Source organism: Paraburkholderia phenazinium, assembly GCF_900100735.1.
Classification (GTDB): Bacteria; Pseudomonadota; Gammaproteobacteria; order Burkholderiales; family Burkholderiaceae; genus Paraburkholderia; species Paraburkholderia phenazinia.
This window is the reverse complement of sequence record NZ_FNCJ01000033.1, coordinates 1-25,823: the sequence shown is the minus strand read 5'-3', so window position 1 is coordinate 25,823 and position 25,823 is coordinate 1. Positions and strand designations below refer to the sequence as shown.

The window sequence follows — 25,823 nt, the reverse complement described above, 5'->3', positions numbered from 1 at the left end:
ATGACACCTGAGCGTGACACCTAAGCACGACGGCAAGACGCGGCCACCGCAGTGTGAAATAATCCGCACTCGACAAATCATAAGGTGGCCTCTTGAGACGACCCCACATCGTCATACTCTTCACCGTGCTTCTGGATGCAATCGGCTTCGGGCTCATCATGCCCATCCTGCCCGGACTTCTGCACAGCCTGAGCAACTCTGACACCAATGTCAGCAGAAACTATGGCGCGCTGCTCGCCGTCTACGCGCTGATGCAATTCCTCTTCTCGCCGGTCCTCGGGGCCTTGAGCGACCGCTTCGGGCGCCGGCCGGTGCTGCTCGCGTCGCTCGGCGGGGCGGCGGCTGACTATCTGGTGATGGCAGCGGCGCCGAGCCTCTCGTGGCTTTATGTGGGCCGCGTGCTGGCCGGCATCACGGGCGCCAACATGGCCGTCGCGACCGCGTATCTGACCGACGTCACCCCGGAAGCGGAGCGCGCGGGGCGCTTCGGTCAGATGGGCGCGGCGTTGGGCGTGGGATTCATTGCGGGGCCGCTGATCGGCGGCCTGCTCGGGGCATGGCATCTGCGCGCACCGTTTCTCGCGGCGGCGGCAATGAACGGGCTGAATCTGCTGCTTGCGTATTACGTCTTGCCGGAGTCCCGGCAGCCGCAAACCGGATCGTCGCCCAGGACCAGCATGAATGCGTTTGCTGCGCTGCATCGTTTGCGCGGCATGCCGAACCTGTTGCCGCTGGTGGGCGTGTATGCCGTGATCATGCTGGCGTCGCAAGCGCCCGCCACGCTCTGGATCATCTATGGCGAAGACCGCTTCGCGTGGTCGACCACCATTGCTGGCGTCTCGCTGGCCGCCTATGGCGCTTGCCACGCCGTTTCGCAGGCGTTTGCTATCGGGCCGCTGGTGGCGCGTCTGGGCGAGCGCGTGGCGCTGCTGATTGGGCTGGCCGCGGACAGTTTAGGTTTGGCGCTGATGGCGGTCGCAACGCGAGGCTGGATGCCCTTCGCCATCTTGCCGCTGTTCGCGGCAGGCAGCGTCACCATGCCGGCGCTGCAAGCCATGATCGCGCGCCAGGTCGACGATAACCGGCAAGGCGAATTGCAAGGCACGCTCACGAGTATCGCGAGTCTGATCGGCGTGGGTGGGCCGTTGGCAGCCGCCTCGCTGTATGCGGCCACTCAGCACACGTGGCCTGGTCTGGTATGGGGCGCGAGTGTCGCGCTTTACCTGCTCGCGCTGCCGTTGCTGTTCAATGGACGGATGAGGTCGCAGCAACAGAGGGCGGTTGGGACGAGTAGCGGCGAGTGAGGGGGCGACGGCAGGGTCACCCCCTTAGCCCCGTCTAACAACGAAGAATCGATTTATTCATTGTGATGTCCTTTTTATCGACCGCGAGAAATCCAGGATCAGCTCGCGCGCTTGCTAACAATGACCAACCCGCGCGACAGACCGCTGACGCTATCCACCGCCTGCGATCCCGCATACAACTGCGCAATGGGTACCCACACTGCCGGGTACTTGTACCTGGCGACATCGAGTAAGAGCGCGCTGTCGCTCGCCGCGTCGTAGGCGGCCAACGGCGACCAATGTCCTCCGCCAGTCTCGCCAATCTCCACCCGTCTAAAGTTTAACAACGCGAAGCGGTCGTCATGCGCGGTCGTTTCGCGGATCAGATTGCGAAACTGCGCGAGTGTCAGGTCTCCGGAATGGAATTTCTCAACCTCGACCGGGAATTCGCTGAGAACCGCGCCCAGTTGATCGAGCGTCATACCTTCTCGCGAGACCCGAGCCGCATCGGCAATCTGCGGGTCGACGCTGCGAAAGAAGTCCTGCTGAGAGAAGTACGGGAAGTCAGGGTATTGAGTCGACTCGGGACGTTTGATGCCTAATGCATTCAATGCCATCACCGAACTCGCCACCGAACAGTACGCCTCGTTCCTTTGCGTTTCGAAGTACTCGGACAATGGCCAGTACGAGCGATTGTCGGCAGTGGAGATAAGCCGCCTCTGCCCCTCGGGCTGCAGCAACGCTACGAGGTTCGGCGGGACAGGCAAAGGACCGTCAGCCGGGCGGCCCACCGTCGGCGCAGCGGAATGACTCTCGGTGGCTGGCGGCGAGATGCAGCCGGATAGTGCAACCAGCAACGCAGTAGTGGCCCAAACGAGTGAACTCTTGAGTCCGGCAGAGCGAAGCAATGAGTAGTGAGACATCTTGGCCTTATCTCGCGGATGATTTCGAACAACTGCTGTCCGGACACTGCACCAACACCCTATTGACGAGCCTCGATTTTTAACACGAAACCAAGTGGCGCGTGAGAGATGCCTGAGCGCAATAAGCTGGCAGCGGCGCATAACGCCACCGCGCTATCATCGCGGAAGACCACCTGATCCCGCGCGCAGCCTGGCCGTGCAATTGACATAGCGACGGAGTTCCCGCTTCGGATCCCGCGACGGCCTTTCGCATCGGCAACGTTTGCCTCTCGCAGCGAGTCGTAACCTCCGTCAAGGTCCACATGGCTCCTCCATTGCGAAGGCAGTCCACACGACCGTCCCAAACTTCATCTCGCGAGGAGGTAACGATGAACACCATATCGTCGGCTTATTTGAATTCCACTCCGCAAAGCACCCCGTCCACGTCTACACAAGGCAGCGCTGACCAGGCGGTCGAGCAGTTGCTGCAGGACATCGAAAACCTGCTCGAAGATGCGAGCGGTAACGGTTCGGGCTCGGGTAGCGGTTCAGGCTCCGACTCGGGTGGCGGCATGAATCTCGGCGGTGGCTCGGGCGGCCTGCCGCAAGGCAACGGCGGCCTCCCCTCCACGGGCGGACTGCCAGGCGGCAGCGGCACTACGGGCGCACAAGGCGGTGCGGGCGCTGGTGCAACGGGCCAAGACCTGCGTGACGTGAAAATCAATTCCACGGCAGGCGGCGAAGCGTTGCATCTGCAGGAAGACAGCCAGGGCAATCTGTACAACGGCAGTGGCAACTCCGTTGGCCATGTCAACTCGGACGGCTCGGTGTCGCTCAACTCGGGCGCCACGAAGGAAATCCAGCGCCTCGAAACCGGCGGCAACCCGCTCTCCATGCTCAACGGTTCGGCGGCCAAGCCGGAGAAGGGCGACGGCGGGGACGCCGTATTCTCGTCGTCGGAAGTCACGGTGGAAGCAGGCGATCTGAATCAGGCCAACGACTTCTGATAAAGCGGCGTTCAGGACGCCGCTCGTCACGCACATCGGAGGACCGCGATGCCCGCCAACAACGTTGCGGCATACCTGTCATGCCGTGACGATGTCATCGGACTGCTGTTAAAGATCTTCACGCTCGGCTTGAAGGATGCCCCGCGTGAGGATCTGGAAGACATGCTATTGGCGTTGCGGGTTTTGCGTCGCGACGCGCTGCCGGTCGATCTCGGCGAAGTTCGCCTGCATATCCGCCACGCGGACTGGATCGGCGCCGTGCGTCTGCTCAAGCGCCTCGAATGGGCAGAGCGGACCAACGCGGCGTCGATCGCGCTCCTGGCCGGCTGTCTGTTCAAGCTCAACGACAGCGAATGGCGCCGCTACGCCGCCAAAGTGCTCCGGGATGGCGGCAACCCCGCCGCGCTCGCGCTGGTCGGGAAATTCATGCAGATCGGCGAGACGTCGCGGCCCGTGCACGAGGTGGCAGGTGGCGACGAGTTACGTACCCGGATTGCCGACGTCTTGCATCGCGGCGGGCCATCGGCGTTTTAGCTGGCTCGGCTGAACCGACTATGTGCCGGCCAGCACACAGGTGGCTGTGACGGCCGGCCTGCCTCACGTGTTTCCGATAGCGTAGACTTGCAGGGCAGCGGCATGGCCAGTATGCAGGCGATGCCGCCGGATCTGGTCCGCCTCACGCGCTCAGCGCTGCGCAACTCGAACCTCACTCACAGGAAACGCCATGCTGACCGTCCACCATCTCGGGAAATCCCAGTCCGAGCGAATCGTCTGGCTCTGCGAAGAGCTTGGCATTCCGTACGAACTCAAGCTCTACGCCCGCGACCCCGTCACCCGGCTGGGTCCGCCTGAATACAAGGCGTTGCATCCGCTAGGCACGGCGCCGATCATTACCGACGGCAATGTCGTACTGGCCGAATCCGCGGCGATCATGGAATACATCATGGCGAAGTACGGCAACGGCGGCCTGATTCCGGCCGCAACCGACCCCGCCTTCGCCGACTATCTATACTGGTTCCACTTCGCGAACGGCTCGCTGCAGCCCAACCTCGGGCGCAGCATGATCCTCAGCCGGCTGGATCTGCCGGCGGACAATCCAATGCTGAACTGGGTCAGTGCCCGCCGCGATCTCGTGATGGGTCTCGTCGAGAAGCGCCTGGGGGAGAAAGACTATCTGGCTGGCGACGCGTTTACCGCAGCCGATATCGTCACGGTGTTTTCGCTCACGACGATGCGGCTATTCCTGCCGATGGATTTATCGCCATACCCGAATATTCTCGCGTATTTGCAGCGCATCGGCGCACGCGACGCTTATCGCCGCGCGCTGAAAAAGAGCGACCCCGACCTGACGCCGATGTTGACCTGATCTGGGATTGAAGCAAGAAACGGCCTTCGCGACGACTGCTCGCGAAGGCCGCTAGTGACACTGCAGACCCTCACGCTCGCCCGGCGCCACCAAAGCACACCGAACAAGCCGTTCGAACCGCTGCCAGGCTCAGTCAGCCTGATACAGCTTGATCACCGCCGAGAAGTCCAGCCGGCCCGCACCTTTGGTGCTCATCGCCTGATACAACTGCTGCGCGAGCGCACCGAGATAGACCGGTTGGCGAGCCTGCTTCGCCGCATCCGTAGCGAGACCGAGATCCTTCAGCATCAGATCCGTGCCAAAGCCACCCGTGTAACCACGCGACGACGGCGCCGTTTCGATCACACCCGGGAACGGGTTATAGGTATCCGAGCTCCAGCAGCGCCCCGTGGACGTGTTGATGATCCCGCCCAGCACCTTCGGATCGATCCCGAGCGCCGCGCCCAACGACATGGCTTCCGCCACGCCGGCCATCGTGATGCCGAGCACGAGGTTGTTGCAGATCTTGGCCACCTGCCCCGTGCCGGTATCGCCGCAATGGACGATGTTCTTGCCCATTGCCGAGAGCACCGGCTTGACCTGCTCGTACACCGGCTGGCTGCCACCCACCATGAACGTCAGCGTGCCCGCTGCCGCGCCGCCCGTACCGCCCGAAACCGGCGCATCGACAAACGCGTTGCCGTGCTGGGCCGCGAGTTCAGCAAATGCCTTGACGCTTGCCGGATCGATCGTGCTCGAATCGATGATCGTCACGCCTTTGGGAATGCCCGCCAGCACGCCGTCGTCCGCCGTGAGCACGCTGCGTACGTGAGCCGCCGCCGGCAGCATCGTGATGACATATTCGACGTCCGTCACCGCGGCCTTCGGCGAACTCGCCGCTTTGGCGCCCGCATCGACCAGCGCCTGCACTGCCTGGGCGTTCAGGTCGAATACATTCACCGCATGGCCGGCCTTCAGCAGGTTGTGCGCCATGGGCGCGCCCATGTTGCCGAGTCCGATAAAACCGATCTTCATGATTGCGTCTCCGCTTCGTGTTCCAGGATGCCTCGCGCGGAGGGCTTAGCGCAGGCTGATGGTCGTATTGACGCCATCGTTGACGGTTGCGTCGTCGAACCAGCGTGCGGTGACGGTCTTGGTCTGCGTGTAGAACTGCACGACCTGCTTGCCGTACGGGCCGAGATCGCCAAGCTTCGAACCGCGCGAACCGGTGAAGCTGAAGAACGGCACCGGCACCGGAATTGGAATATTGATGCCCACCTGGCCCACGTCAATATCGCTCTGGAACTTGCGCGCCGCGGCGCCGCTCTGCGTGAAGAGTCCCACGCCGTTGCCCATCGGATTGCGGTTGACGAGTGCAATCGCGTCGTCGAGCGTCGGCACGCTCAGTACCACCAGCACCGGCCCGAAGATTTCGGTGCGGTAGACTTCCATGTCGGTCGTGACGTCCGTGAAGATCGTCGGGCCGATGAAGTTGCCGTCCTCGTAGCCAGGCACCTTGACATCGCGGCCGTCGAGCGCGAGTGTCGCGCCTTCTTTCACGCCCGCTTCGATCAGGCCGAGAATGCGCTGCTTCGCGGCGCGCGAGACCACCGGGCCGATGTCCGTGCCCGCTTCATTGCCCGCATTGACCTTGAGCGTCTTCGCTTTCTCGATCAGATCCGGCAGCCATTGTTGCGACGCCCCCACCAGCACGACCACCGAAGTCGCCATGCAGCGCTGGCCGGCTGCGCCGAACCCGGCGCCTGCAAGCGCATTCAGCGTCTGCTCGCGGTTTGCATCCGGCAGCACCACGGCGTGATTCTTCGCGCCCATCATCGATTGCACGCGCTTGCCGTGTTCGCTGCCGAGGCGATACACATGCGTACCGACTGCTGTCGAGCCGACGAACGAGATCGCTTTAATCAGTTCATGCGTGCACAGCGCATCCACCACGTCCTTGCCGCCATGCACCACGTTCAGCACGCCCTTCGGCACACCGGCTTCGATTGCCAGTTCGACCAGTTGCATGGTCGACAGCGGGTCCTGCTCCGAGGGCTTCAGCACGAAGGTGTTGCCGCAGACGATCGCCATCGGGAACATCCACAGCGGAATCATGGCGGGGAAGTTGAACGGCGTAATGCCGGCACATACACCGATCGGCTGGCGCAGCGTGTACGTATCGACGCTGCCTGCGACGTTCTCGGCGAACTCACCTTGCTGCAGCGTGCCGATCGAGCATGCATGTTCGACCACTTCGAGGCCGCGGAAGATATCGCCTTCGGCATCGGGGATCGTCTTGCCCTGCTCTGCCGACAGCGTCTTCGCAATGCGCGGCATATGCTCACGAATCAACGCCTGGTACTTCAGCATGATGCGCATGCGAGCGCCGATCGGCGTGTTCTTCCACGTGGCAAAAGCGGTGTGTGCGGAACGGATCGCCGCGTCCACTTCTTCGGCAGTGGCGAACGGCACGCGCGCCAGCACTTCCTGAGTCGCCGGGTTCACGATATCGCGCCATTCGCGCGTGCTCGATTCGACGAACTCGCCGTTAATCAACAGCTTGACGGTGCTGACGTTCGCGTTCGACGCCTGGGTAACAGCATTCATGATCGACTCTCTTGGTTGGGTTCGAATGGGTAAATAAGGTCAGTGAGTTATCGAGGGCGGACTAGCCGTCGGCTCGCGGGCGCATCAGCAGCGTGCAGATCAGCGCGACGATGCCTAGCGCCACCATATAGACGACTACGTAGTGCGGACGCCCGGCGCCCACGGCGAGCAGCGCGGTGGCGATCATCGGCGCGATGCCGCCGCCGATCACGCCGGCAATCTGCACCGACAGCGAGATGCCGCTATAGCGAATCTCAGCGGGAAACTGCGAAGCGAACAGTTGCGATTCGGGTGCATACAGAATCGGGAACACAACGCCCACGCCGAGCACCATCGCCCACCAGACGGTGAGCGGATCGCGCGTGCCGAGCATGGCAAAGAACGGCGCGGCGAACAGGCACATGATGACGAGACCGGTCAGGAACAGACGCTTTTGCCCGATGCGATCGCTCAGGTAGCCGCAAAACGGCATCGTGAACAGCGACAGCACAGCTCCTGCGGTAATCGCATGCAGGATGCTTGCCTTGGGAATCTTCAACTGATTGGCGGCATAGGCCAGCGCGAAGGCGACCACCAGATAGAACCAGGTGTTCTCCGCAGCGCGTGCGCCGATGATGATGAGCAGCTCGCGCGGATGGCGGCGCATGGCGTCGAGAATCGGCGCCTTGACCGGCTTGCCGAGTGCTTTCACGCGCTCGAAGTCCGGCGACTCCGGCACCCGCACGCGGATCACCCAGCCGATCACCACCAGCGCGATGCTGGCGAGAAACGGAATGCGCCAGCCCCATGCGAGCAGATCCGCTTCAGGCAGCGCGGTGACAGCCGCCATGGCAAGCGAAGACAGGATCAGCCCGAAGCCCACGCCGGTTTGCGGCAAGCTGCCGAAAAAGCCCTTGCGTCCGGGCGGCGCATGTTCCACCGCCATCAGCACGGCGCCACCCCACTCGCCGCCGACGGCCATGCCTTGCAGGAAGCGCATCGCCACCAGCAACCCGGCGGCCCAGAAACCGATGCTCTGATAGGACGGAATCAGGCCGATCACCATGCTAGGAATGCCCATGAGCAGCAGCGTGACCAGCAGCATCGACTTGCGGCCGATGCGGTCGCCGAAGTGGCCGAACACGATGCCGCCCATCGGACGGCCGATGAAGCCCACGCCATAAGTCGCAAACGCGGCCAGGGTGCCGAGGATCGGATCGAGCGTGGGAAAGAAGATCTTGTTGAATACGAGCGCGGCGGCCGTGCCGTACAGGAAGAAGTCATACCATTCGATCGTGGTGCCGGCCATGCTGGCCCACCCTGCGATCAGGTAATCCTTGGCGCTCCTCGGAAGCTGTGCGGCAACTGCCGCCCGGTCGGGGGTCGATTGCATCTGCATCCTGTTGTCTCCGATATTTTTTGTAGGCTTGCCGGTCGCGCGGATGGCGCGGGCCGCCTGTGCCGTGGTTGTCCCAGCGACGTGCATCCGAGTATAGTTATTCGAATATCCACGGTATAGAGATGAAAAAGCCCATCCGATATGCAAAAAAACACGAGCTGGAGACGGGATGCAAAGTTTGAACTGGGATGACCTGCGCTACTTCCTCGAAGTGGCGCGAACCCAACGGGCAAGCGGCGCGGCGAAACGTCTGGGGGTGGACCACACCACCGTGGCGCGCCGCGTGCGGGAACTGGAGGCGGCGCTCGGCACCGTGCTGTTCGACAAGTCGCGGGCCGATGGTTTCGTGCTGACCACGGATGGGCAGCGTCTGCTCGCCTATGCCGACGCCGTGGAAACCACAGTCCAATCGGCGGCTGAACAGTTCACGGGCGGCGCTCACTCGCTATCAGGACATGTGCGGATCGGCTCTACCGAGGGCTTCGGCTGCTTTTTTCTGTCGCCGCAACTGGCGCGCTTTACCGGCCAGCATCCGGACATTTCGATCGACCTGCTACCCGTTCCGCATTTCGTCAGCCTGTCCAAGCGCGAGGCGGATCTGGCGATCATGCTGGAGCGGCCCGAGCGCGGCCAGTACGTCTATACCAAACTGTGCGACTACCGTCTCAAGCTATATGGCACGCGGGACTATCTGGCATGCCACCCTCCCGTCAAAACGGTGGCGGACCTGCACGGTCATGCGTTTATCAGCTATGTTGCCGATCTCGCCTTTAGCCGGGAGTTGCTCTATCTGGACCGCACCATCCCGAACGCCAGCGCCAATCTATGCAGCACGAGTGTGATCGCCCAATATCACGCTGCACTGCAAGGCAATGCACTCGCCATACTGCCCTGCTTCATGGCTGAACAGAATCCGTTGCTTGAGCCCGTCCTGCCTGATGAGATCACGGTGACGCGGCATTTCTGGATCTGCTGCCGCGAGGACCTGCGCAAGCTGCGGCGCATCACCTCGTTGTGGGACTACCTGCGCGCCGCTGCGGATGCAAACCGGGCACTGTTGATGGGGGAATCGCCCCATATGCAATACGTCGAGGCTTGAAAGCACATGACCAGCACAGTCGAAATCACATCTCAAGTAGTCCGGGAATTCTGGCGCCTCATGGCCACCAACGATTTTCATGCCGCGACGTCGGTCATGGCCGACGATTTCATCCTCGAATGGCCGCAGTCCAACGAGCGCATCAGAGGCCCGAGGAATTTCGCGCTGCTCAATACGGCCTATCCCGCGCACGGCCCGTGGACGTTTACGATCAACCGCCTCGTCTGCGGCGAGCAAGAGGCGGTATCGGACGTGTCGATTACCGACGGGGTGCAGGTCGCGCGGGCTATCTCCTTCTTCACCGTGACGGACGGCAAGATCGCGCGCGCGGTCGAATTCTGGCCCGAGCCCTACGAAGCGCCGTTCGATCGTCGGGAATTCGTCGAACCGCTGGTCTAGACCCACGGGGCGAGGCGGGTTCTGGCCCGAGGTGCGCCTTGCGCGGCGGCCAATCAAGGCACAAATGGGCCTTAAGCTTTTGGCTAAGAAGCCGTTATTGCATCTGCCAACCTTTAACGACCCGCTCATGGCCAAGACAATTCCGTTTTCCGGCAACACCCAGGCCGCCCGCGCACGCGCCGCCAAGGCCATGCTGCTGCCGCTCCCGAGGGATACCGCGGAGGGGCTCGCCCTGCAGGTCCATCTCGCGCTCGACGCTCTGCGGCGCGGAAAAGGCAGCGTCAGCGCCGCCCAGACGGTGACGCAGGCGATGCTGCTGGTCGCCTTTATCGTCGAAGCGGGTTACGGAACGCTGACGTCCGAGGCGCTGCGTACGGCAGACGCGCTTAGCGCGGCGTGCTTCGAGCGTGGCCGTGCAACGGGCGAATGGATGCTCGACCGCGCCGGCTACGACGTATTCGCGGCAATTGTGACGGTTTACGACTTTCAGTTGCAGAAGGCTCCGATGTGGGCCATTACCGAGGCCAGCGACCGGCTGGACCGGTTCACCGCTGGCGAACCGTATCACGCGGTCAACCGCAAGCGGGCCTGACCCGCAGGCAGTAGCGGATCTCGAGCAGAGCGCTTCATTGCGCATAGACTGCGGACGTCGTCACGGATGGCATCCGGGCCTCAGGTAGACTGGCAGGGCGACGACTACCGCCCTGATCATGGACACCCAGCTACTGATTATCTGCGCGCTAACTTTTGTCATTCATGTCATCGCAACGCTAGCCTATGCAGTTCGCATTGCTGGCGTACGAACCCGGCGCATTGCCGTCTCGTTCGCACTCTTCGGCATCATCGCCCTCGTCTCCCGCACCGCGAATTCGTTTCAGGGTCCATTTCTGGCGAAGCGCGTCGAAGAGGATCTTGCCCGCCACATCGAGCAAGGCATGCTTGGCGATTTTCGCCTGCTCCTGCTCGCGGCGACGCTTGCCACCATCGTCGGCGCGCTCCTCAATCCCACCTTTCAGCGTTACTTCAGCCGCGCCGTAGTTCACTTCCAGGCCCATCGCTCGCTCCCGCAGCTCGCGCTACACGTGTTCAGCCGCGGCGGGATCGCTTATATTCGCCATGGCGCACGCCTTCCCTCCCGCACCAATGTCACGCAACTGTCGAGCGGTTCAGGTGTCTCAGGGAAGGTGATCGTATTGAATGTACTGGCGATGGCACTATGGACGGTGGGCGTATTCGCCTCGCTCTATGCAGGATTTCTGAAACCCGAGTTGCGCGTGACCTGTTCGAATCTGTCGTCGGTCATCAACGGGGTTGCGACCATCGTGCTGACGGTTATCATCGATCCGCAAATTTCGGTCATGACCGACGACGTCATTGAAGGACGTGTTACAGAGAACCGATTCCGCCGCGCGATCACAACGCTGATCGGCGCTCGCGTGGCAGGCACGGTCCTCGCGCAGCTCATGCTGATCCCTGCAGCGCTGTTGATCGTCAGGGTGGCAGAGGCGATCTAGGCTCATTTCCGCTGGAGAAGGTATGAATTGGCTCGATAAGGTATTGCCACCGCAGATCAAACAAACCGATCCGCAACGCCGCAAGGTCATGCCGGAAGGTTTATGGCTGAAGTGCCCCGCTTGCGAAACCGTGCTGTATCGCAACGACTTTGAAGCCAATCTTCATGTGTGCCCGAAATGCAGCCACCACATGCCCATCGGCGCCCGCGAACGCCTCGACCATTTGCTCGACGCTGAAGGTCGCCGCGAGATTGGCCGCGAGATTCTGCCCGTCGACCCGTTGAAGTTCAAAGACAAGCGCCCTTATCCAGACCGCTTGAGCGAGGCGCTGGAAAACACGGGCGAAACGGATGCCCTTGTCGTGATGAGCGGTTCAATGCACTCGATCCCCGTGGTCGCCGCATGCTTCGATTTTTCCTTCATGGCGGGCTCAATGGGTTCGGCCGTCGGCGAGCGTTTCGTGCGCGGGGTCCGAGAAGCACTGGAGCAGCGCGCGCCGTTTATCTGCATCTCGGCGTCGGGCGGTGCGCGTATGCAGGAAAGCGTGTACTCCCTGATGCAGATGGCCAAAACGACGGCTATCCTGACCCGGCTGGCGGACGCGCGACTCCCCTTCATCTCCGTGCTCACCGATCCGACCACCGGCGGAGTCTCGGCAAGCTTCGCCTTTCTCGGTGACGTCGTGCTAGCCGAACCAAAGGCGCTGATCGCTTTCACGGGCGAACGGGTCATCGAGCAGACCGTGCGCGAGACGTTGCCCGAGGGCTATCAACGTCCTGAGTTTTTGCTGGAGCGGGGGGCTATCGATATGATCGTCGATCGCCGCGAGATGCGCACCGAAATCGCGCGCTTGATCGCACTCCTGATGCTGCAGCCAGCGGATAACTAAGCTGCGTCCTTCTCACGCAATGCGCAGCGCCTGCAGTATCGGCAGGTGAACCTCAGCAAAGCGGTGGGCTTTTGCGGTCAGTTCGGCAAGCGACGGCTCTGCCGCTGAGCTGGCCGCTGCTGTTGTGGTTGTTGCTGACGCCGCCTCCGCACCCGAACCCAGCGCGCTTGCCGCGAATTCAGCCCATTGCGCCGGTTGCTGCAGGTTCTGCAATCTCGCTAGCAGAAATAGTTGAGCGATGCGCGGCATAAATATCCCCGAACCCGAAACCGGGCTCACCAGAAATTGCACCTCGTCACGATGGCGCGCCCCTTCGCAGATCGCCGCATTCAGCTTCGCTGCCGATGGTTGAGCTGCGGCAACTTGCGCATCCTCCTGGGCGTTTAGCAACGCGCCCATGCCAATCAACAGCATCACAGCCTCGACAATCTGTGCGAGGTCGATGCCGTGCGCGCGAACGCGATTCTCGATCTCCGACAGAGCGGCGGGCAGATGGTTGGACAGCGCATCGAGAATCGGGCCGTACAGCGCCTCCGGCAACGCCGTTTCGCCGAGCGCACCGCGCACCTTGAGCACAACAGCCGCTCTCGGCAAGGCGAGAATCACACGATGCGCGCGCAGTGCCGCTTCACGTTCGCCGTCACCGAGCGTGCGAGGGTTCTTGACCCAGTAATCGCGCCGCAACGAGCGGTTCACGCAGAAATCGCGCGTCGTCTCACGCAAACCTGTGTCCGCAATTTCTGCCAGCAAGGTGCGCTGTGCCGCAGTGAGGTTGAGCGCGTCGACGTGATCGCGATAGTCCGCTGAGCCCCCATACGTCAAACCAGCAGCTATCAGCGATGACGCCGCCTGCAAGTAGGACATGGGATGCCAGTCACGATTGAAGTACTCATGCGCGAGGTATGTTGCGCTCTCGCCTGACAACGCTTCCACGCGTTCGGCCAGCAAGGGATTGACCACCGCATAGCCGGGTTGCGCCGCAAATACGGCCTGCGCAAAACCGACCGCCGATTTGATGCGCGCCTGCATGCGCTCTTCGCCCAGCACGCCGCTTTGCGATTCGTTGAGCGTTGCGAGCTGGAAATGCTGGTGCATCAATTCGCGCACGGGGAGCATCGCCGTCCAGCCGGGCTGGGTGTTGTAACTCAGATAAAGCACACCGCCGGTTTTGAGCTTGCGCTGGATGAAATCGGCAAGCAGTGCGCGGTTTTCGTCGGAGACCCAGCTCCAGATGCCGTGCATACCGATGAAATCGAAATCCGGCAAATCGTCCCGCGCACAAAACTCCGAAAAGCGTTCACCAAACAATTGCGCCTGCGACCCGGCGCTGTCCGCGAGTTGCTGCGCGAAGTTCGCATGAGGCGCATGGAAATCCGTGCCATACCATTGCGTGGTCGACCCCGCTGCATGAATATTGACGCTCACGCCATGGCCGAAGCCCAGTTCGCACGCTGCATCCACGATCGGCGGGGCCAATCCGGCATGCAGCAAGGGAAGCGTCAGCCGTAGTGGATTCAGCTCGTCGCAATAGCCGAACGTGTATGCAATTTCATCAACATAACCGGTGTCCCACTCGCCCACGTCTTGACTCTCGTTCGTTGCGCGGCTGCCGGTATCGGCTCCGCAGGTTGCCGGCCAAACGGGCCGACGAAGTTCAACACGATACCGGCCGGTGGAGTGGAATGCAAAGGTGACGCAGGCACGGCCCTTAGCGCGTGCCGAGGCTAGTGTCAGTGCCTGGCCGCAGTACGCCGGCGAATCCACTCAGCGAAAGCTTCATCCTCGATACGGTAGTCGCCAAGCGCGAGGCGCGTCACCATGTTCTCCGACTGCAGTCGTCGCAGCGCATGGCCAGCCGTGTTTCGCGTCGCGGGCTTGCCGAGGATCGCAGACAACCTGGCCATGCCTTCCTTGGCGTGCAGGTCGGATTGACCGCGGGACAGCATCGTGATCACGGCCTGGTCGGCTGGGTTCATTTCGGTCCACTGCTTGAGGAAGTGTTCGTCCGAAAACACGGAAGCTTTCGTATGGGCCAGCGCCGCGTCTTCACCCTGCGGCTGGTAAAGCATGTACCGTTCGACGAAGCGCTTGAAAAACTCGGGCGTGCAATGCAACTCATCGAACGCACGCCTGCCTTGTGCCAGCGTGAGCCTGTGCTTGGCCATGCTGTTCATCAGTTTGATGGTGAAGGCCACGAACTCGTCGCCAAGCAGCGGGAAAGCCTCGAGCGGAGCCCAGTTATAGAACGGCTCCGACGCGCGCGCGAACATCTCGCGCAGCGTGGTTTCGGAACTGCCGGCGAAAATAACCTTGATGCTTTCCTTGCGAATATCGAGCGCGGCGCGCAGCGCATGCGCAAAGTCGCTGTGCTGCGCACGGGCGAGCACCTGCGCTTCGTCGATAACCAGCAGGAGCGGCTTCTTCTGGCGGTCGAGCTGCTTGAGAACCTCGCGCAAAGCTTCCGTTTTGTCGACGCCTGGCTGAGCCAGTTCGGCCTCCAGCGCGCCCTCCACGCCGCCGGGAATCTTCGCGCTGGCCCTGAGTTTCTTCATTGGCTGGCCAAGCCTCGCGAGCACCGACTTCACGCCCTGCGGCTCCAGCGCATCGGTCAAGGCCGCCACCAAGGCGACGTCGGGCGCGGAACGGTTGTCCCAGAGGTTCGTGTAGGCTATGAGATAGCCTGCGGAAAGGGCCGCCGGCAGAAGGTCGCGGCGCAGGAATTCGGTCTTGCCCATGCGGCGGCGCGCGAACAGACCGCGGGCCGACGAAAGCTTCAGATGGAAAGCCTTCAGATAGGTCTCTGCCAGCTCTGGCCGGGGAAAATGCCACGGGTCCGGCTCGATTGTCTCAGGCTTTCTCATGGATTTTGAGAATTCTCAAATTCGGTGAGAAAGCATGATACAACTCGCCATACCTGAAGTAAACGGCCTGCGGACGCAGACGCGGCGAGCCTTCGTCTAGCTTAACCTTTAGTGAAAACCTCAAATGCCTTGCGAACCGTTCGATGCGCGTCGTCCTCAACGATCGAGTTATGAGCCACGATCAAACGCTCGAAGGGCAGCGCGAGAATCCGCTCCGCACTCGCACGCGCAGCCTCGCGATTCTTGACCAGCATCCGAATGGTCCGCGGCACCGCCAGCCGGTTACGCACGCCGGTCAGCGCAGCAAACGCCTTCGCGGCGAACGGCAATTCGCCCTGCCACCATTGGCACAGATCCGTCACGATAAGCGTGCGCGAATGCTTGTGAAACCACACGGTTTCGTTACCGAACGGAATGCCGTCGAAGAAGATCTGCTCCAGATCGCCGGCCCATTCCGGTTCGACCGTCCGGCTTAACTCGCGCATAGGCTTCAAGTCCGGCCTCTTGCTCTGCAGACCGGGCGCACCGAACAGAATGGCGTCGGGAAACTGCGCCGCACAGTCCCCCGCGAACAGATGATGCGCTTTGCTCGGCGCCACGATATACCGTACCGTCCCAAGCGCAGCCAGTTCGGCACAAACCTCCGCAGTAAGGGGAACGGGGGAATGCAGCCACAAAGATGCATCTCGCAGTCGCACCACAGTCATACGCGACGATACACTCAACCCACTCGCCACGAATTGATGTTGCAGGTGCCACAGGTCGTTTGTGATAGGTTTCAGCATGACTATAGGATGGCTTGCAGAGTCAAAGGCGACGGCGCAAGCGCATCTGCGTCATCGAACATACCGGCTCAATACCGGTCGGTATGGAGAGTCGCACTTAGCGGCTCAAGTTTCAATACCCTGCGGTATGGTGATATATGGATGATAAGAAAAGCAAGGAAGACTGGTTGTCGGCTGGCCTGGCTGACCACGTTGTTGCGGGGTGCAGGACGGACTAAAGCCGAGGCCCAAACCTTGGGGCGATGGTCTTATTGGGCCTTCGTCGGCTATTCGACCCTCGAAGGAGCGCACGTCACGCAGAAGGAAATCGATCTGATTCTGTCGATCCTGATTCCCGGCAAGTAACTTCACGCACTACCGAGCACCTCATTTCATTTACGCGAGAATTGAATGGCTACTTATGCTTTCCGCCTGCTCAATGTGTTTGCCGAATCTACCTTCGGTGGCAATGGGCTTTGCGTGTTCGAAGATGCACGCGGTATGGACGACTCCACCATGCAGGCACTCACCAGGCAATTCAACCTCTCGGAGACGACATTCGTCTTGCCATCGGAGCGTGCCCAGGCGCGGGTGCGCATTTTCACGCCCGGCTACGAGATGCCCTTTGCCGGGCACCCCACGCTCGGCAGCGCGCACGTAGTCCGGGACCTCTTCAAGACCGGTGACGACCTTAAGCTCGAATTCAAGGCCGGAGTTGTGCCCGTGCGCGCGGACGGCGACGTGTGGACCTTCGCCGCACCGCACGCGGGGCAACCGAAGACTGCCGCCTGTGAATTGTCCGATGCCGAGACAGCGGCCCTGCTCGGCCTGCGTGAAGACGATCTGCTCACCTCACCCGTATGGATCGACACCGGCGCGCATCACCTGCTTGTCGCCCTCAACAGCATCGACGCTGTGCGCCGGGCGCGCCCCGACAGTACACGCCTGGATAGCTGGCCGCAAAGCATTCTCGGCCGCAAGACAGCCTACGTGTTTGCATTCGACCCGGACAATCCACACAAGGTGCTGTCCCGCTACTTCTTCGTCCAGCAAGGTGCTGTCCTCGAAGACGCGGGTACCGGGTCGGCCTGCGCGAACCTGGGCGGGTGGCTACTTGCCAACCGGCACGCGTTGCCAGCCAGTTTTCTGGTCGAGCAAGGTGAAGCGGTCGGCCGCCCTTCGTTAATGCGCCTTTCGGTCGGTACCAGTGGAGAAATCCGGGTTGGCGGTCGTGTGATCGAGCTCGGACGTGGCGTCGTCACGTTGTAAAGGCATACGCCCGACCCCAGCGATGACTCCATCTATGCGAATCGCATAATTCTCCAAACACCCATCACGGAGGAACAGATCAAATGAGCGTGCCCGATTTGAGCAAGCTGGACGGTCTTGTCGAAGAAGCCATGGCGCACTGGGATGTGCCCGGACTTGCGCTCGCCGTGATGCAAAACAACGACATCATCAAGCTGAAGGCATACGGCACGCGCGACATGGGAAGTGGCTTGCCCGTTACGCTCGACACGCAGTTCATGATTTGCTCTCTGACCAAATCGTTCACTGCTGCCGGACTGGGGCTGCTGGTGGATGAGCAGAAGCTGGACTGGCACACCCGCATTCGCGATGTATTGCCGGACTTCGAGCTTCAAGATCCGCTCGCTTCGGAACAACTCACCGTACACGACGTGCTGACCCATCAAAGCGGCCTGCCGCGTCACGACAGGATCTGGTCGCTGCCGGGCGCGCGCTCGCGGGCGGACATGCTGGAGGCCATGCGCTATCTGCAACCAAACAAGGCGCTGCGGGAGGTGTGGCAATACAACAATCTCGGCTATCTTGTCGCGGGTGCCGTCGCGGAGCGGGTCAGCGGACAGAGCTGGGAAGCCTTTACCACAGACCGGTTGCTGAGCCCATTGGGTTTTACGAATTTCGGCTTTTCATTGAGCGAGCTGGAGGCCTCCAACGACCACGCCCACCCCCATCCAATCGAAGCCGGCCACGCCTACCGGGGTAAGCAATGGCCCATACAGACAACGCCGGCCGGTGGGATCAATGCCTCTATCGTTGACATGGCAAAGTGGTTAGGCTTCCTGCTTTCCAAGGGGCGCGTAAATGGCGTGCAATTGCTCTCCCAAGACGTGGTCGAGCAGATGATGGCATCGCACGTGTTTGAGGGAGACTCCGGGTTCAGCGAGATCGGCGCATGCCATTACGGCCTGGGGCTCGGTTGCGGGCAATATCGCGGCGATCGGACGGTCTCGCATACCGGTTCCACGCTCGGCTGGGGCACGATGATGAGCATGTTGCCCGACCATGGAATCGGCGTGGCGATCCTGACCAACTGCGATCCCAGCAACGTGCGCCAGTTGCTTAGCTATACGATCTTCGACCAGTTGCGTTCGCGAGAGCCTCTGGACTGGCCGGACAGGTTTCGCGCCGAGCGCGTCAAGGCACTCGAAGCGGAAGAGACCGAGCGGCGCAAGCGCGAAGCATTCGACGCTCAGCGCAGCGAACCCAATCTGCCCCTTGCGCACTACGCCGGCAAATACGCGCACCCGGCGTATGGCGAGCTTGTGGTATCCGCAGAAAGCGAGGGCTTGCGCTGGTGCTGGGGTGGCTTGGCCGGCACGCTGCTATGCCGCGATGGCGAGACGTTCGATCTCAAGCAAGATGGGGAAGAGCGACTGGGACGCTTCTTCCCCACGCTCCAGTTCACATTTAAGCGCAATGCGGAAGGTGTGATCGACCGTGCCACCGCACCGCTGGAGCCGGCGGTTGACGATATCTGCTTTCAGCGCAGAAGCGATAACGGCCTACCCGCTTGATGCGATGGGACTTGCGGACCATCCACGAATCAGGCCCGCACGCTCACATCAGTTTCACAAACCCTCAGGCTGCAGCAAGCTCGATACTCGGCTCGCACACAATCGGGAAATTGACCGAGTTCGCGATATAGCACTTCTCGTGTGCCACATGGTGCAGACGCTCCGCCAACTCACGGTCATCCCCTGCGCGGATCGTCACATGTGGGTGCAGCACGATCTGCGTAAACTGGCCGTGTTGTGCGCCGTCGACCATCGTGCCTTCCGCATGGTCGCGGTAATCCAGCACCGCGATGCCCGCATCCGAGCACAGATGCAGGTACCAAAGCTTGTGACACGCGGATGCGGAGGCGACCAGCAGGTCTTCAGGATTCCAGCGTGCAGCGTCGCCTAGAAAGGCGGGGTCCGACGAGCCCGGAATGTCCGGCTTGCTACCGGCGCTAATCGTGTGGTCGCGGCCGTAGTCGCGATAACCCGACGTGCCGCTACCGCGGTTACCCGTCCACTGCACTGAGACCTTGTACTTGTGCTCGCCATGCGCCATACCAATCTCCTTGAGGTTAAACACACTATGTCGTACGCCCATAAGCACGCGGCAAAAGTCCAGGCCGCGCTCCGCTAATACTCGTCCCACGACGGTTTATCGCCGAAAGCTTCAGCGAGGTAGTCAATGAAACGCCGCACTTTCGATGGCACATAACGCGCGGTCGGATAAACCGCATGCACCGTCAATTCAGGCGCTCGATAGCCAGGCAACAGTTCAACCAGTTCTTTAGCGCGGATATGCGGTCCAAAAACAAAGGTGGGACCATAGGCCACTCCGACACCGGCGAGCGTAGCCGAAAGCAACATCTGCATGTTGTTGGCCTGCATGCGATAGGGTCCATCGATCACGTGCTCGCGGCCCGCTTTGTCCGTCAGCTTCCACCCTGAGATCGAGACGGCCTCGTTGAAGGCGAGTCGCGGCGCGCGCCGCAAATCCTCCGGCTTGCTCGGCACGCCCTCACGCGCAAGGAATGCTGGCGAGGCACACAGTGTCATCCGGCACGGCGCGAGACGCCGGGCCACCAGCTGCGAATCCGGCAAACGGCCAATGCGGATCGCGACATCGATGCCGTCGTTCTGCAGATCGACGTAGCGATCGTCCAACGACACCTCGACGTTCACATGGGGATGGTTCTCGAGGTAGCGCGCCACTACGTCGCCCAGATGCATCGCGCCGAACGTGACCGGCGCCGCGACGCGCAAGGTTCCACGCGCGGTGCTATGCGCGTCGCTCGCCTCGCGGTTGGCGTCGTCCATCTCTTCAAGAATCCGCTTGCAGCGGAGGTAGTAGGCGCGGCCGGCGTCTGTGAGGCTCAGGCTGCGTGTGCTCCGCTGCAACAAGCGCACATTCAGATCGGCCTCCAGCGCGCTGAGATACTTGCCCGCCATCGAAGCCGACAAGCCGGAACGCCTGCCGGCCGCCACCAGACTGCCTTCGTCGACCGCGGCTACAAATACGGCAATGCTCGCAAAACGATCCATTGCGCACCCATTCGGGAATTTTATGATTGAGTGATGATACTGGATACGGGATTATCGCGCCCAATGATCCAATCTACCATCGCTTCAGGGTCCGGAAGACACGGGATCCAACCACCTTGGGTAGCGACGGAGCATTGCAATGAAGATCCTGGCAAACGGCATTCACATTCACGTCAACGATCAGGGCAGCGGTACGCCCGCCATCGTTTTTCTGCACTACTGGGGCGGCTCGTCGCGGACATGGCGCGACGTCATCGCCGCACTACCGAACGCGTACCGGACAGTAGCACTGGATCATCGCGGCTGGGGCGACTCGGATGCTCCGGCTGACGGCTATGCACTCGCCGACTTCGCCGACGATGCTCAAGGCGTGATCGACGCGCTGAAGCTCGACCGGTTCGTCCTCGTCGGGCACTCCATGGGCGGCAAGATCGCCCAGTTGCTGGCGTCACGGCGTCCGCAAGGTCTCGCCGGGCTGGTGATGGTTGCACCGTCCCCACCGGTTCCGCTCGAACTGCCCGCCGAGATCCGCGCTGAGATGGAGCTTGCCTACGCATCGCGCGCCTCGGTCGAGATGGCGGTGGATCAGATGCTCACCGCCAGGCCGCTTAGCCCGGCACATCGTCAGCAGGTAATCGAAGATAGTCTGCGCGGCGCGCCGCAGGCCAAGGCTGCATGGCCGCTGCGTACGAGCTTCGAAGACATCACCCGCGAGGTCGCGGCAATCGATGCCCCCGCCATTGTCATTGCCGGTGAACAGGACCGCGTCGATAGCGTCGAAACACTGCAGACGAAACTGCTTCCCTACATTCCGCACGCACGCATGCATGTGGTGCCGCAGACCGGCCATTTGTCTCCGCTCGAGTCGCCGCTCGACGTCGCCCGACTGATCCAGGACTTTGTCACCTCCGAGACGACCGATAGAATGGCGCTCACCAGCAGATTCCCCTAAACGAACGCCATGACTACCCCGTACTCGATTCGAGCAGCCAGGCCAGAGGACGCGCCGCGTATCGCGGTGCTCGGCGCGCATGTCTGGGTGCATACCTATGCAGCGGCGGGCGTCTCGGATGTGATTGCGCAATATGTGCTGGCGACCTTCACACCTGAGCGAATCCTTGCTCTTGCCGAGGATCCTCACGCCGCCTTACTGATCGCTGAGTCAGCAGACGGCGGCAATCTCGCCGGCTATGTCGTGATCCGCTTCGGCTCGCACCATGCCGACATCACCACCGAGATTGAAACACTTTATGTTCAGGCCTCGTTTTCCGGCCAAGGGATAGGCTCGGCCTTGCTCGCCCGAGCCAGAGACATCGCGCGGTCGCACACAGGCAACCGCTCGGTCTGGCTCACGGTGAACTCGCAAAACGACAAGGCGATCTCGTTCTATCGCTCGCAAGGCATGACGCAGGACGGCATAACCTACTTTGAACTTGGCGGCACCCGGCACGAGAACATGGTGATGCTGGCTACGGACTAATTCCCTACAGATCGTACCCGGGATTGCGCCGCGCGAGCCGGCGCAACAGCCCCGGCCACACCAGATTCGCGCCCTGCCCTTTGCTGACCTCGCGGGCCTGCTCGCCCATGGTGTCGATAATCGACTGCGGCACTTCGGTCAGCTTGCCGCCGCCCTGCGCGAAGATCTGAATCCGGCAAGCCGCTTCGAACAGGTACATCGCCTGAAACGCTTCGGGTATCGAACGTCCGCAGGTCAACAAGCCATGGTTGCGCAGCATCATGTAGTTGGCACTGCCGAGATCCGCCACGAGCCGCGCCTTCTCGGCTTCGCGCAACGCCACGCCTTCATACGCGTGATAAGCGAGACTGGTCAGCACAAAGCTCGCTTGCTGCGAGAGCGGCAACAACCCTTCTTGCTGCGCCGCCACCGCCACGCCATGAGGCGTATGCGTATGCAGCACGCAAGTCACTTCACGTCGCGCTTCATGCACGGCGCTATGAATCACGAATCCCGCAGGATTGACGTCGAACGGCGTCGGCATCACGGGCTGGCCGTGGTGATCCACCTTGACGAGACTCGAGGCAGTGATTTCCTCGAAGAAGAAGCCGTAGGGGTTGATCAGAAACTGATCGTCGTGCCCCGGCACGCGCGCAGAAATGTGCGTGAACACCAGGTCGTCCCAACCGAACAGGGCGACCAACCGGTACGCCGCGGCCAGATCGAGGCGCACCTGCCATTCTTCCGGCGAAACCAGGTGGCGGACATCAGGAATGTCGAGCGCGGTATTGATCATACGTGTCCTCGGATAAGCAGCCTTACCTCAACGATGCAGGCGAACGGTCGAGCTAGTGCCATGTCGACCGACGTCACGCCTGATTCCCGCCAGCCGTAGCCGCAGCGGCGGCCACTCGCGCGGCATCTTCTTCCTGCAGTTTGCGCCACAAAATCTTGCCGCTGCCGGACTTCGGCAGCGACGTCACGAACTCGACGAGCCGCGGCGCCTTGTACGGCGCCATGTGCTCATGCGCCCAGGCGATGATCTCACTTTCGGTCAGCGTACCGGCCTGCCCCGCGGCAGGCACCACCAGCGCCTTCACGGTCTCGCCGCGACGCTCGTCCTGTACGCCGATCACACATACCTCGTGAATGCCCGGGTGCTGGTACATCAGCGCCTCGACCTCCGCCGGCCACACCTTGTAACCCGACGCGTTGATCATTCGTTTAAGACGGTCGGTCATGAAGAAATAACCGTCTTCATCAATATGCCCCAGATCGCCGGTACGCAAAAAGCGCTTGCCGTCGAGCTCGATAAACGCTTCAGCCGTCCCCTTCGGATTGCGCCAATAGCCCTGCATGATCTGCGGACCGTTCACGACGATTTCGCCGGTTTCGCCCTGCGCGACTTCCTGCAGCGTAGCCGGATCGATCACGCGCGCATCGAGATCGAATACCGGAATGCCGAGGCATTGCGGCTTCGGGCGCTGCGGCGGGTTGATATGCGTGGCCGCGATCGTCTCGGACATGCCGTAGCCTTCCACATAATCAAGGCCGGTCAATGCCTTGAGCTTGCGGGCGATCGCCTCGGGCATCGCCGCGCCGCCTCCGCGCGTACCGCTGAGGCAGGAAAGATCGTATTCGGCAAGCTTGGGGTTCGACAGAAAATCGACCATCATGGTCGAGATGGACTGCCACGACGTCACGCGATAACGCTGCATGCACTGCGCCGCGGCGTCGCGATCCCAGCGCGGCAAGACGACGATGGTTGCGCCCACATACAACGGCGCGTTCATTCCGCCCTGCATGCCGGTGACATGAAACATCGGCAGGACCGACAGGTGCGTGCTGTCCTGCGATCCCGAGAACCAGACGCTGCAGCCCACCAGCGTGCTCATCACGCTGCGATGCGTGTGCATGCATCCCTTCGGCTTACCGGTCGTGCCCGAGGTATACGGCATAACACATAGGTCGTCCGGCCCCGCAGTCAGTGGTCCTGGCGCCAGGCGCCGTTCGAGCACCGTGCTCCATGGAGTCACGCCTGGATGGTCGATCGTTTTTCTCGGCGCGCTGATGAATTCTGGCGGCGTGATCGAAGGCGGTTGTTTCAGGTAATCGCTATAGGTTGCGACAATCGCCTGCTTGAGCCCCTGCTCGGGACCGTCGCCCAGCAAAGGCTCGATCTGCGCATACAGGCATTGCGGCACGATGGCGGTGGTCGCGCCGCTGTCCTGCACATAGTGGCGCACCTCGTCGGTCAGGTTCATCGGATTGACCGGCACCACCACCGCGTTGGCCCGCAGGATGCCGTAGTAGGCCAGCACCCACTGCGGACTGTTCTGCATGTACAGCAGCACCCGGTCGCCCGCCTTGACGGCGCACTCCTGCTGCAGAAAACCCGCAATCCGCTCGGCCTCCTCCTTGAACTGCGCGAAGCTCACCGGCGTGTCGTAGAAGATGATGAACGGCTTATCCGGAAAGCGGGTGGCCGAGACCTCGGCGTTATAGAACAGGTTGGTCTGCGGCAAGCTCAGATGGTGCGGCACGCCAGCCGGCCAGTGTGCGTAATGAAGAGTGTTCATGGACATGAGTGTCTCCAGTCCCATGCAAAGCTATCGATCGGAGTTAGCGTTTTTTTGTGTGCTTATGCGCGCCGTCACACGATGCTCGAGCCGCCGTCCACCGCGAGATGCTGCCCGGTAATATGGCGCGAAGCCTCACTGGCAAGAAACACAACCGCCCCCTTCAGATCCTCCTCGCCGCCGAGCCGGCGCAGCGGCGACTGAGCGATGATCGATTGTTCCATCGTAGCGAGCAGGCCCGCCGACATCTTCGAGGGAAAGAACCCCGGGCAAATCGCATTCACGTTGATATTGTGGCGCCCCCATTCCGATGCCAGCGCCCGCGTGAAGTTGATTGCAGCGGCCTTCGACGTGTTGTAGGCAATCGTATTCATCCCCGCTGGCGCGCCCTTCAGGCCAGCGATGGAGGCGATATTGATGATCTTGCCTGCACGGCGCGGGATCATGCTGCGCTTGCCCACTTCGCGCGCCAGAAAAAACGGCGCGTTGATATTCAGGTTCATGACCTTGTGCCAAGCCTCGTCGGGATAGTCCTCCGCCGGGGCGCCCCATGTCGCGCCGGCGTTGTTGACGAGAATATCGATGTGGCCGTAGGTCTCCATCACCTCGCTGACAAGATCTGGAATCCTCTCGAATCTGGCGAGATCGTTGACCACCGTTTTGACTTCGATGCCTTGCCCTTCCAGATGCGCTTTCGCTTCCCCCAGCTCGTCGGCCTTGCGCGCGGTAATCGCGACGCGACAGCCCATTTCTCCCAGCGCCGCGGCCATCTGCAAACCGAGCCCGCGTGAGCCGCCGGTAATCAGCGCCACCTTGCCTTCCAGTTGAAACAGATCTTTCACATGCATCCGGCGTCTCCTTGATGAGGGGTCTGCGAGGCAGATTGGAATGATTGTTCGGCCCATCATACGTGCGAGGACTGGCGGTGTAAATAAAAGCATGATCGTGCCATTTCGCGATAAGCCGCCTTGGATAGCCTGTCATCGGGACTTACCCGACTGTCGAAGCGATTCTGTCCCACGGCGCGCTGCCGATTACGCAAAACCGCATCGTGCAGGCTTGTTAGCGGCGGTGCAAATCCGACACTAAACGGCGGCGCAAGGTTGAGTAAAAGCGTCAACAACCGTGGTCAGTCGTTGGCGCCCATGGTCGAGCGTGCCGGTCGTTAGTCAGAATGGGGCGGCCTCGTTGTCACGAGGAGGGTGAGGGTTTCCAGGAGGCGAGCGCTGTTCGCGCAGCAGTTCGTTGAGCGCAATCTGATAGTGCCCGACGATGCGCTCGCGGAGATCGTCGATAAGTTCGACGACAGCGAGCGCCTGATCAGCAGACCAGTTCTCGGCGATCAGGAACTCGAGCCCGTGGGTGATACCTGAAGGCTGATGAAGGGGCTTCAT

26 protein-coding genes are annotated in these 25,823 nt (G+C 61.6%); 13 read left to right on the top strand and 13 right to left on the bottom strand.

From position 1 onward, the window contains the following. Window positions 1-92: 92 nt before the first annotated feature. Window positions 93-1,304, top strand: coding sequence for a Tet(A)/Tet(B)/Tet(C) family tetracycline efflux MFS transporter (gene tet / locus BLQ92_RS37430; RefSeq protein ID WP_143016748.1), 1,212 nt, complete (start codon window positions 93-95; stop codon window positions 1,302-1,304). 98 nt (window positions 1,305-1,402) lie between these two features. On the opposite strand, the gene BLQ92_RS37425 is transcribed toward tet, so the two are convergent. Then, entirely contained in the window at window positions 1,403-2,206 is an 804-nt protein-coding gene (locus BLQ92_RS37425; protein WP_090695725.1) for a phytochelatin synthase family protein, read from the bottom strand. 368 nt (window positions 2,207-2,574) lie between these two features. Between BLQ92_RS37425 and BLQ92_RS37420 the strand changes: the two genes are divergently transcribed. The 3 genes from BLQ92_RS37420 (at window position 2,575) to BLQ92_RS37410 (ending at window position 4,558) form a co-directional block, all read left to right on the top strand. Next, entirely contained in the window at window positions 2,575-3,192 is a 618-nt protein-coding gene (locus BLQ92_RS37420) for a hypothetical protein (protein ID WP_244106331.1), read from the top strand. A 48-nt stretch (window positions 3,193-3,240) separates the two neighbouring features. After that, window positions 3,241-3,726 (top strand): HrpB1 family type III secretion system apparatus protein, encoded by a 486-nt coding sequence (locus BLQ92_RS37415; RefSeq protein WP_090695720.1) that lies wholly within the window; start codon window positions 3,241-3,243, stop codon window positions 3,724-3,726. Between the two features lie 190 nt (window positions 3,727-3,916). Next, entirely contained in the window at window positions 3,917-4,558 is a 642-nt protein-coding gene (locus tag BLQ92_RS37410; RefSeq protein WP_090695718.1) for a glutathione S-transferase family protein, read from the top strand. Between the two features lie 129 nt (window positions 4,559-4,687). On the opposite strand, the gene mmsB is transcribed toward BLQ92_RS37410, so the two are convergent. From mmsB to BLQ92_RS37395, 3 genes are all read right to left on the bottom strand, one after another. Then, on the bottom strand, window positions 4,688-5,572 hold the full coding sequence (gene mmsB, locus BLQ92_RS37405; RefSeq protein WP_090695715.1) for a 3-hydroxyisobutyrate dehydrogenase: 885 nt from the start codon (window positions 5,570-5,572) through the stop codon (window positions 4,688-4,690). Window positions 5,573-5,617: 45 nt separating this feature from the next. Further along, window positions 5,618-7,144, bottom strand: coding sequence for a CoA-acylating methylmalonate-semialdehyde dehydrogenase (locus BLQ92_RS37400; protein WP_090695713.1), 1,527 nt, complete (start codon window positions 7,142-7,144; stop codon window positions 5,618-5,620). Window positions 7,145-7,205: 61 nt separating this feature from the next. Further along, window positions 7,206-8,522, bottom strand: coding sequence for an MFS transporter (locus BLQ92_RS37395; protein ID WP_090695711.1), 1,317 nt, complete (start codon window positions 8,520-8,522; stop codon window positions 7,206-7,208). A 169-nt stretch (window positions 8,523-8,691) separates the two neighbouring features. Between BLQ92_RS37395 and BLQ92_RS37390 the strand changes: the two genes are divergently transcribed. From BLQ92_RS37390 to accD, 5 genes are all read left to right on the top strand, one after another. Next, window positions 8,692-9,621, top strand: a complete 930-nt coding sequence (locus BLQ92_RS37390) for a LysR family transcriptional regulator (protein ID WP_090695709.1) — start codon at window positions 8,692-8,694, stop codon at window positions 9,619-9,621. Window positions 9,622-9,627: 6 nt separating this feature from the next. Then, window positions 9,628-10,020 carry a nuclear transport factor 2 family protein gene (locus BLQ92_RS37385; protein WP_090695707.1) on the top strand — a complete coding sequence of 131 codons (393 nt, stop codon included), beginning with the start codon at window positions 9,628-9,630 and terminating at the stop codon, window positions 10,018-10,020. 127 nt (window positions 10,021-10,147) lie between these two features. Continuing rightward, window positions 10,148-10,612 carry a hypothetical protein gene (locus BLQ92_RS37380; protein WP_090695775.1) on the top strand — a complete coding sequence of 155 codons (465 nt, stop codon included), beginning with the start codon at window positions 10,148-10,150 and terminating at the stop codon, window positions 10,610-10,612. Between the two features lie 118 nt (window positions 10,613-10,730). Beyond that, window positions 10,731-11,534 (top strand): lipid II flippase Amj family protein, encoded by an 804-nt coding sequence (locus BLQ92_RS37375; protein WP_090695704.1) that lies wholly within the window; start codon window positions 10,731-10,733, stop codon window positions 11,532-11,534. A 22-nt stretch (window positions 11,535-11,556) separates the two neighbouring features. Further along, complete coding sequence (gene accD, locus BLQ92_RS37370; protein ID WP_090695702.1) at window positions 11,557-12,423, top strand: acetyl-CoA carboxylase, carboxyltransferase subunit beta; 867 nt, start codon at window positions 11,557-11,559, stop codon at window positions 12,421-12,423. Window positions 12,424-12,435: 12 nt separating this feature from the next. On the opposite strand, the gene BLQ92_RS37365 is transcribed toward accD, so the two are convergent. The 3 genes from BLQ92_RS37365 to BLQ92_RS37355 form a co-directional block, all read right to left on the bottom strand. Continuing rightward, on the bottom strand, window positions 12,436-14,004 hold the full coding sequence (locus BLQ92_RS37365) for a methyltransferase regulatory domain-containing protein (RefSeq protein WP_090695700.1): 1,569 nt from the start codon (window positions 14,002-14,004) through the stop codon (window positions 12,436-12,438). A gap of 149 nt (window positions 14,005-14,153) precedes the next feature. Next, window positions 14,154-15,284: an ATP-binding protein gene (locus BLQ92_RS37360; protein WP_090695698.1), complete on the bottom strand. Its 1,131-nt coding sequence runs from the start codon at window positions 15,282-15,284 to the stop codon at window positions 14,154-14,156. Window positions 15,285-15,385: 101 nt separating this feature from the next. Further along, entirely contained in the window at window positions 15,386-16,069 is a 684-nt protein-coding gene (locus tag BLQ92_RS37355; protein WP_090695695.1) for a DUF4336 domain-containing protein, read from the bottom strand. A gap of 390 nt (window positions 16,070-16,459) precedes the next feature. On the opposite strand from BLQ92_RS37355, the gene BLQ92_RS37350 reads away from it, so the two are divergent. Further along, complete coding sequence (locus BLQ92_RS37350) at window positions 16,460-17,317, top strand: PhzF family phenazine biosynthesis protein (protein ID WP_090695693.1); 858 nt, start codon at window positions 16,460-16,462, stop codon at window positions 17,315-17,317. Window positions 17,318-17,400: 83 nt separating this feature from the next. Beyond that, window positions 17,401-18,867, top strand: coding sequence for a serine hydrolase (locus tag BLQ92_RS37345; RefSeq protein ID WP_090695691.1), 1,467 nt, complete (start codon window positions 17,401-17,403; stop codon window positions 18,865-18,867). A gap of 64 nt (window positions 18,868-18,931) precedes the next feature. On the opposite strand, the gene BLQ92_RS37340 is transcribed toward BLQ92_RS37345, so the two are convergent. Beyond that, window positions 18,932-19,408, bottom strand: a complete 477-nt coding sequence (locus BLQ92_RS37340; protein WP_090695689.1) for an OsmC family protein — start codon at window positions 19,406-19,408, stop codon at window positions 18,932-18,934. Between the two features lie 74 nt (window positions 19,409-19,482). Beyond that, the gene (locus tag BLQ92_RS37335) at window positions 19,483-20,391 is read right to left on the bottom strand and encodes a LysR family transcriptional regulator (RefSeq protein WP_090695687.1); all 909 of its coding nucleotides are present in this window, start codon (window positions 20,389-20,391) and stop codon (window positions 19,483-19,485) included. A 139-nt stretch (window positions 20,392-20,530) separates the two neighbouring features. Here BLQ92_RS37335 and BLQ92_RS37330 point away from each other — a divergent pair, with 139 nt between their 5' ends. Next, window positions 20,531-21,343 (top strand): alpha/beta fold hydrolase, encoded by an 813-nt coding sequence (locus BLQ92_RS37330; RefSeq protein WP_090695685.1) that lies wholly within the window; start codon window positions 20,531-20,533, stop codon window positions 21,341-21,343. Window positions 21,344-21,352: 9 nt separating this feature from the next. Further along, entirely contained in the window at window positions 21,353-21,871 is a 519-nt protein-coding gene (locus BLQ92_RS37325) for a GNAT family N-acetyltransferase (protein WP_090695684.1), read from the top strand. A 4-nt stretch (window positions 21,872-21,875) separates the two neighbouring features. Here BLQ92_RS37325 and BLQ92_RS37320 read toward each other — a convergent pair whose 3' ends face one another. From BLQ92_RS37320 to BLQ92_RS37305, 4 genes are all read right to left on the bottom strand, one after another. Continuing rightward, window positions 21,876-22,646 (bottom strand): class II aldolase/adducin family protein, encoded by a 771-nt coding sequence (locus BLQ92_RS37320; protein ID WP_090695681.1) that lies wholly within the window; start codon window positions 22,644-22,646, stop codon window positions 21,876-21,878. A gap of 73 nt (window positions 22,647-22,719) precedes the next feature. Then, a complete protein-coding gene (locus tag BLQ92_RS37315) occupies window positions 22,720-24,429 on the bottom strand; it encodes a long-chain fatty acid--CoA ligase (protein WP_090695772.1) in 1,710 nt (569 codons plus the stop codon). A gap of 74 nt (window positions 24,430-24,503) precedes the next feature. Continuing rightward, a complete protein-coding gene (locus tag BLQ92_RS37310) occupies window positions 24,504-25,277 on the bottom strand; it encodes an SDR family oxidoreductase (protein ID WP_090695679.1) in 774 nt (257 codons plus the stop codon). Between the two features lie 321 nt (window positions 25,278-25,598). Continuing rightward, window positions 25,599-25,823, bottom strand: a 225-nt coding sequence (locus tag BLQ92_RS37305) for a hypothetical protein (RefSeq protein WP_090686545.1), incomplete at its 5' end; no start/stop codon positions are given.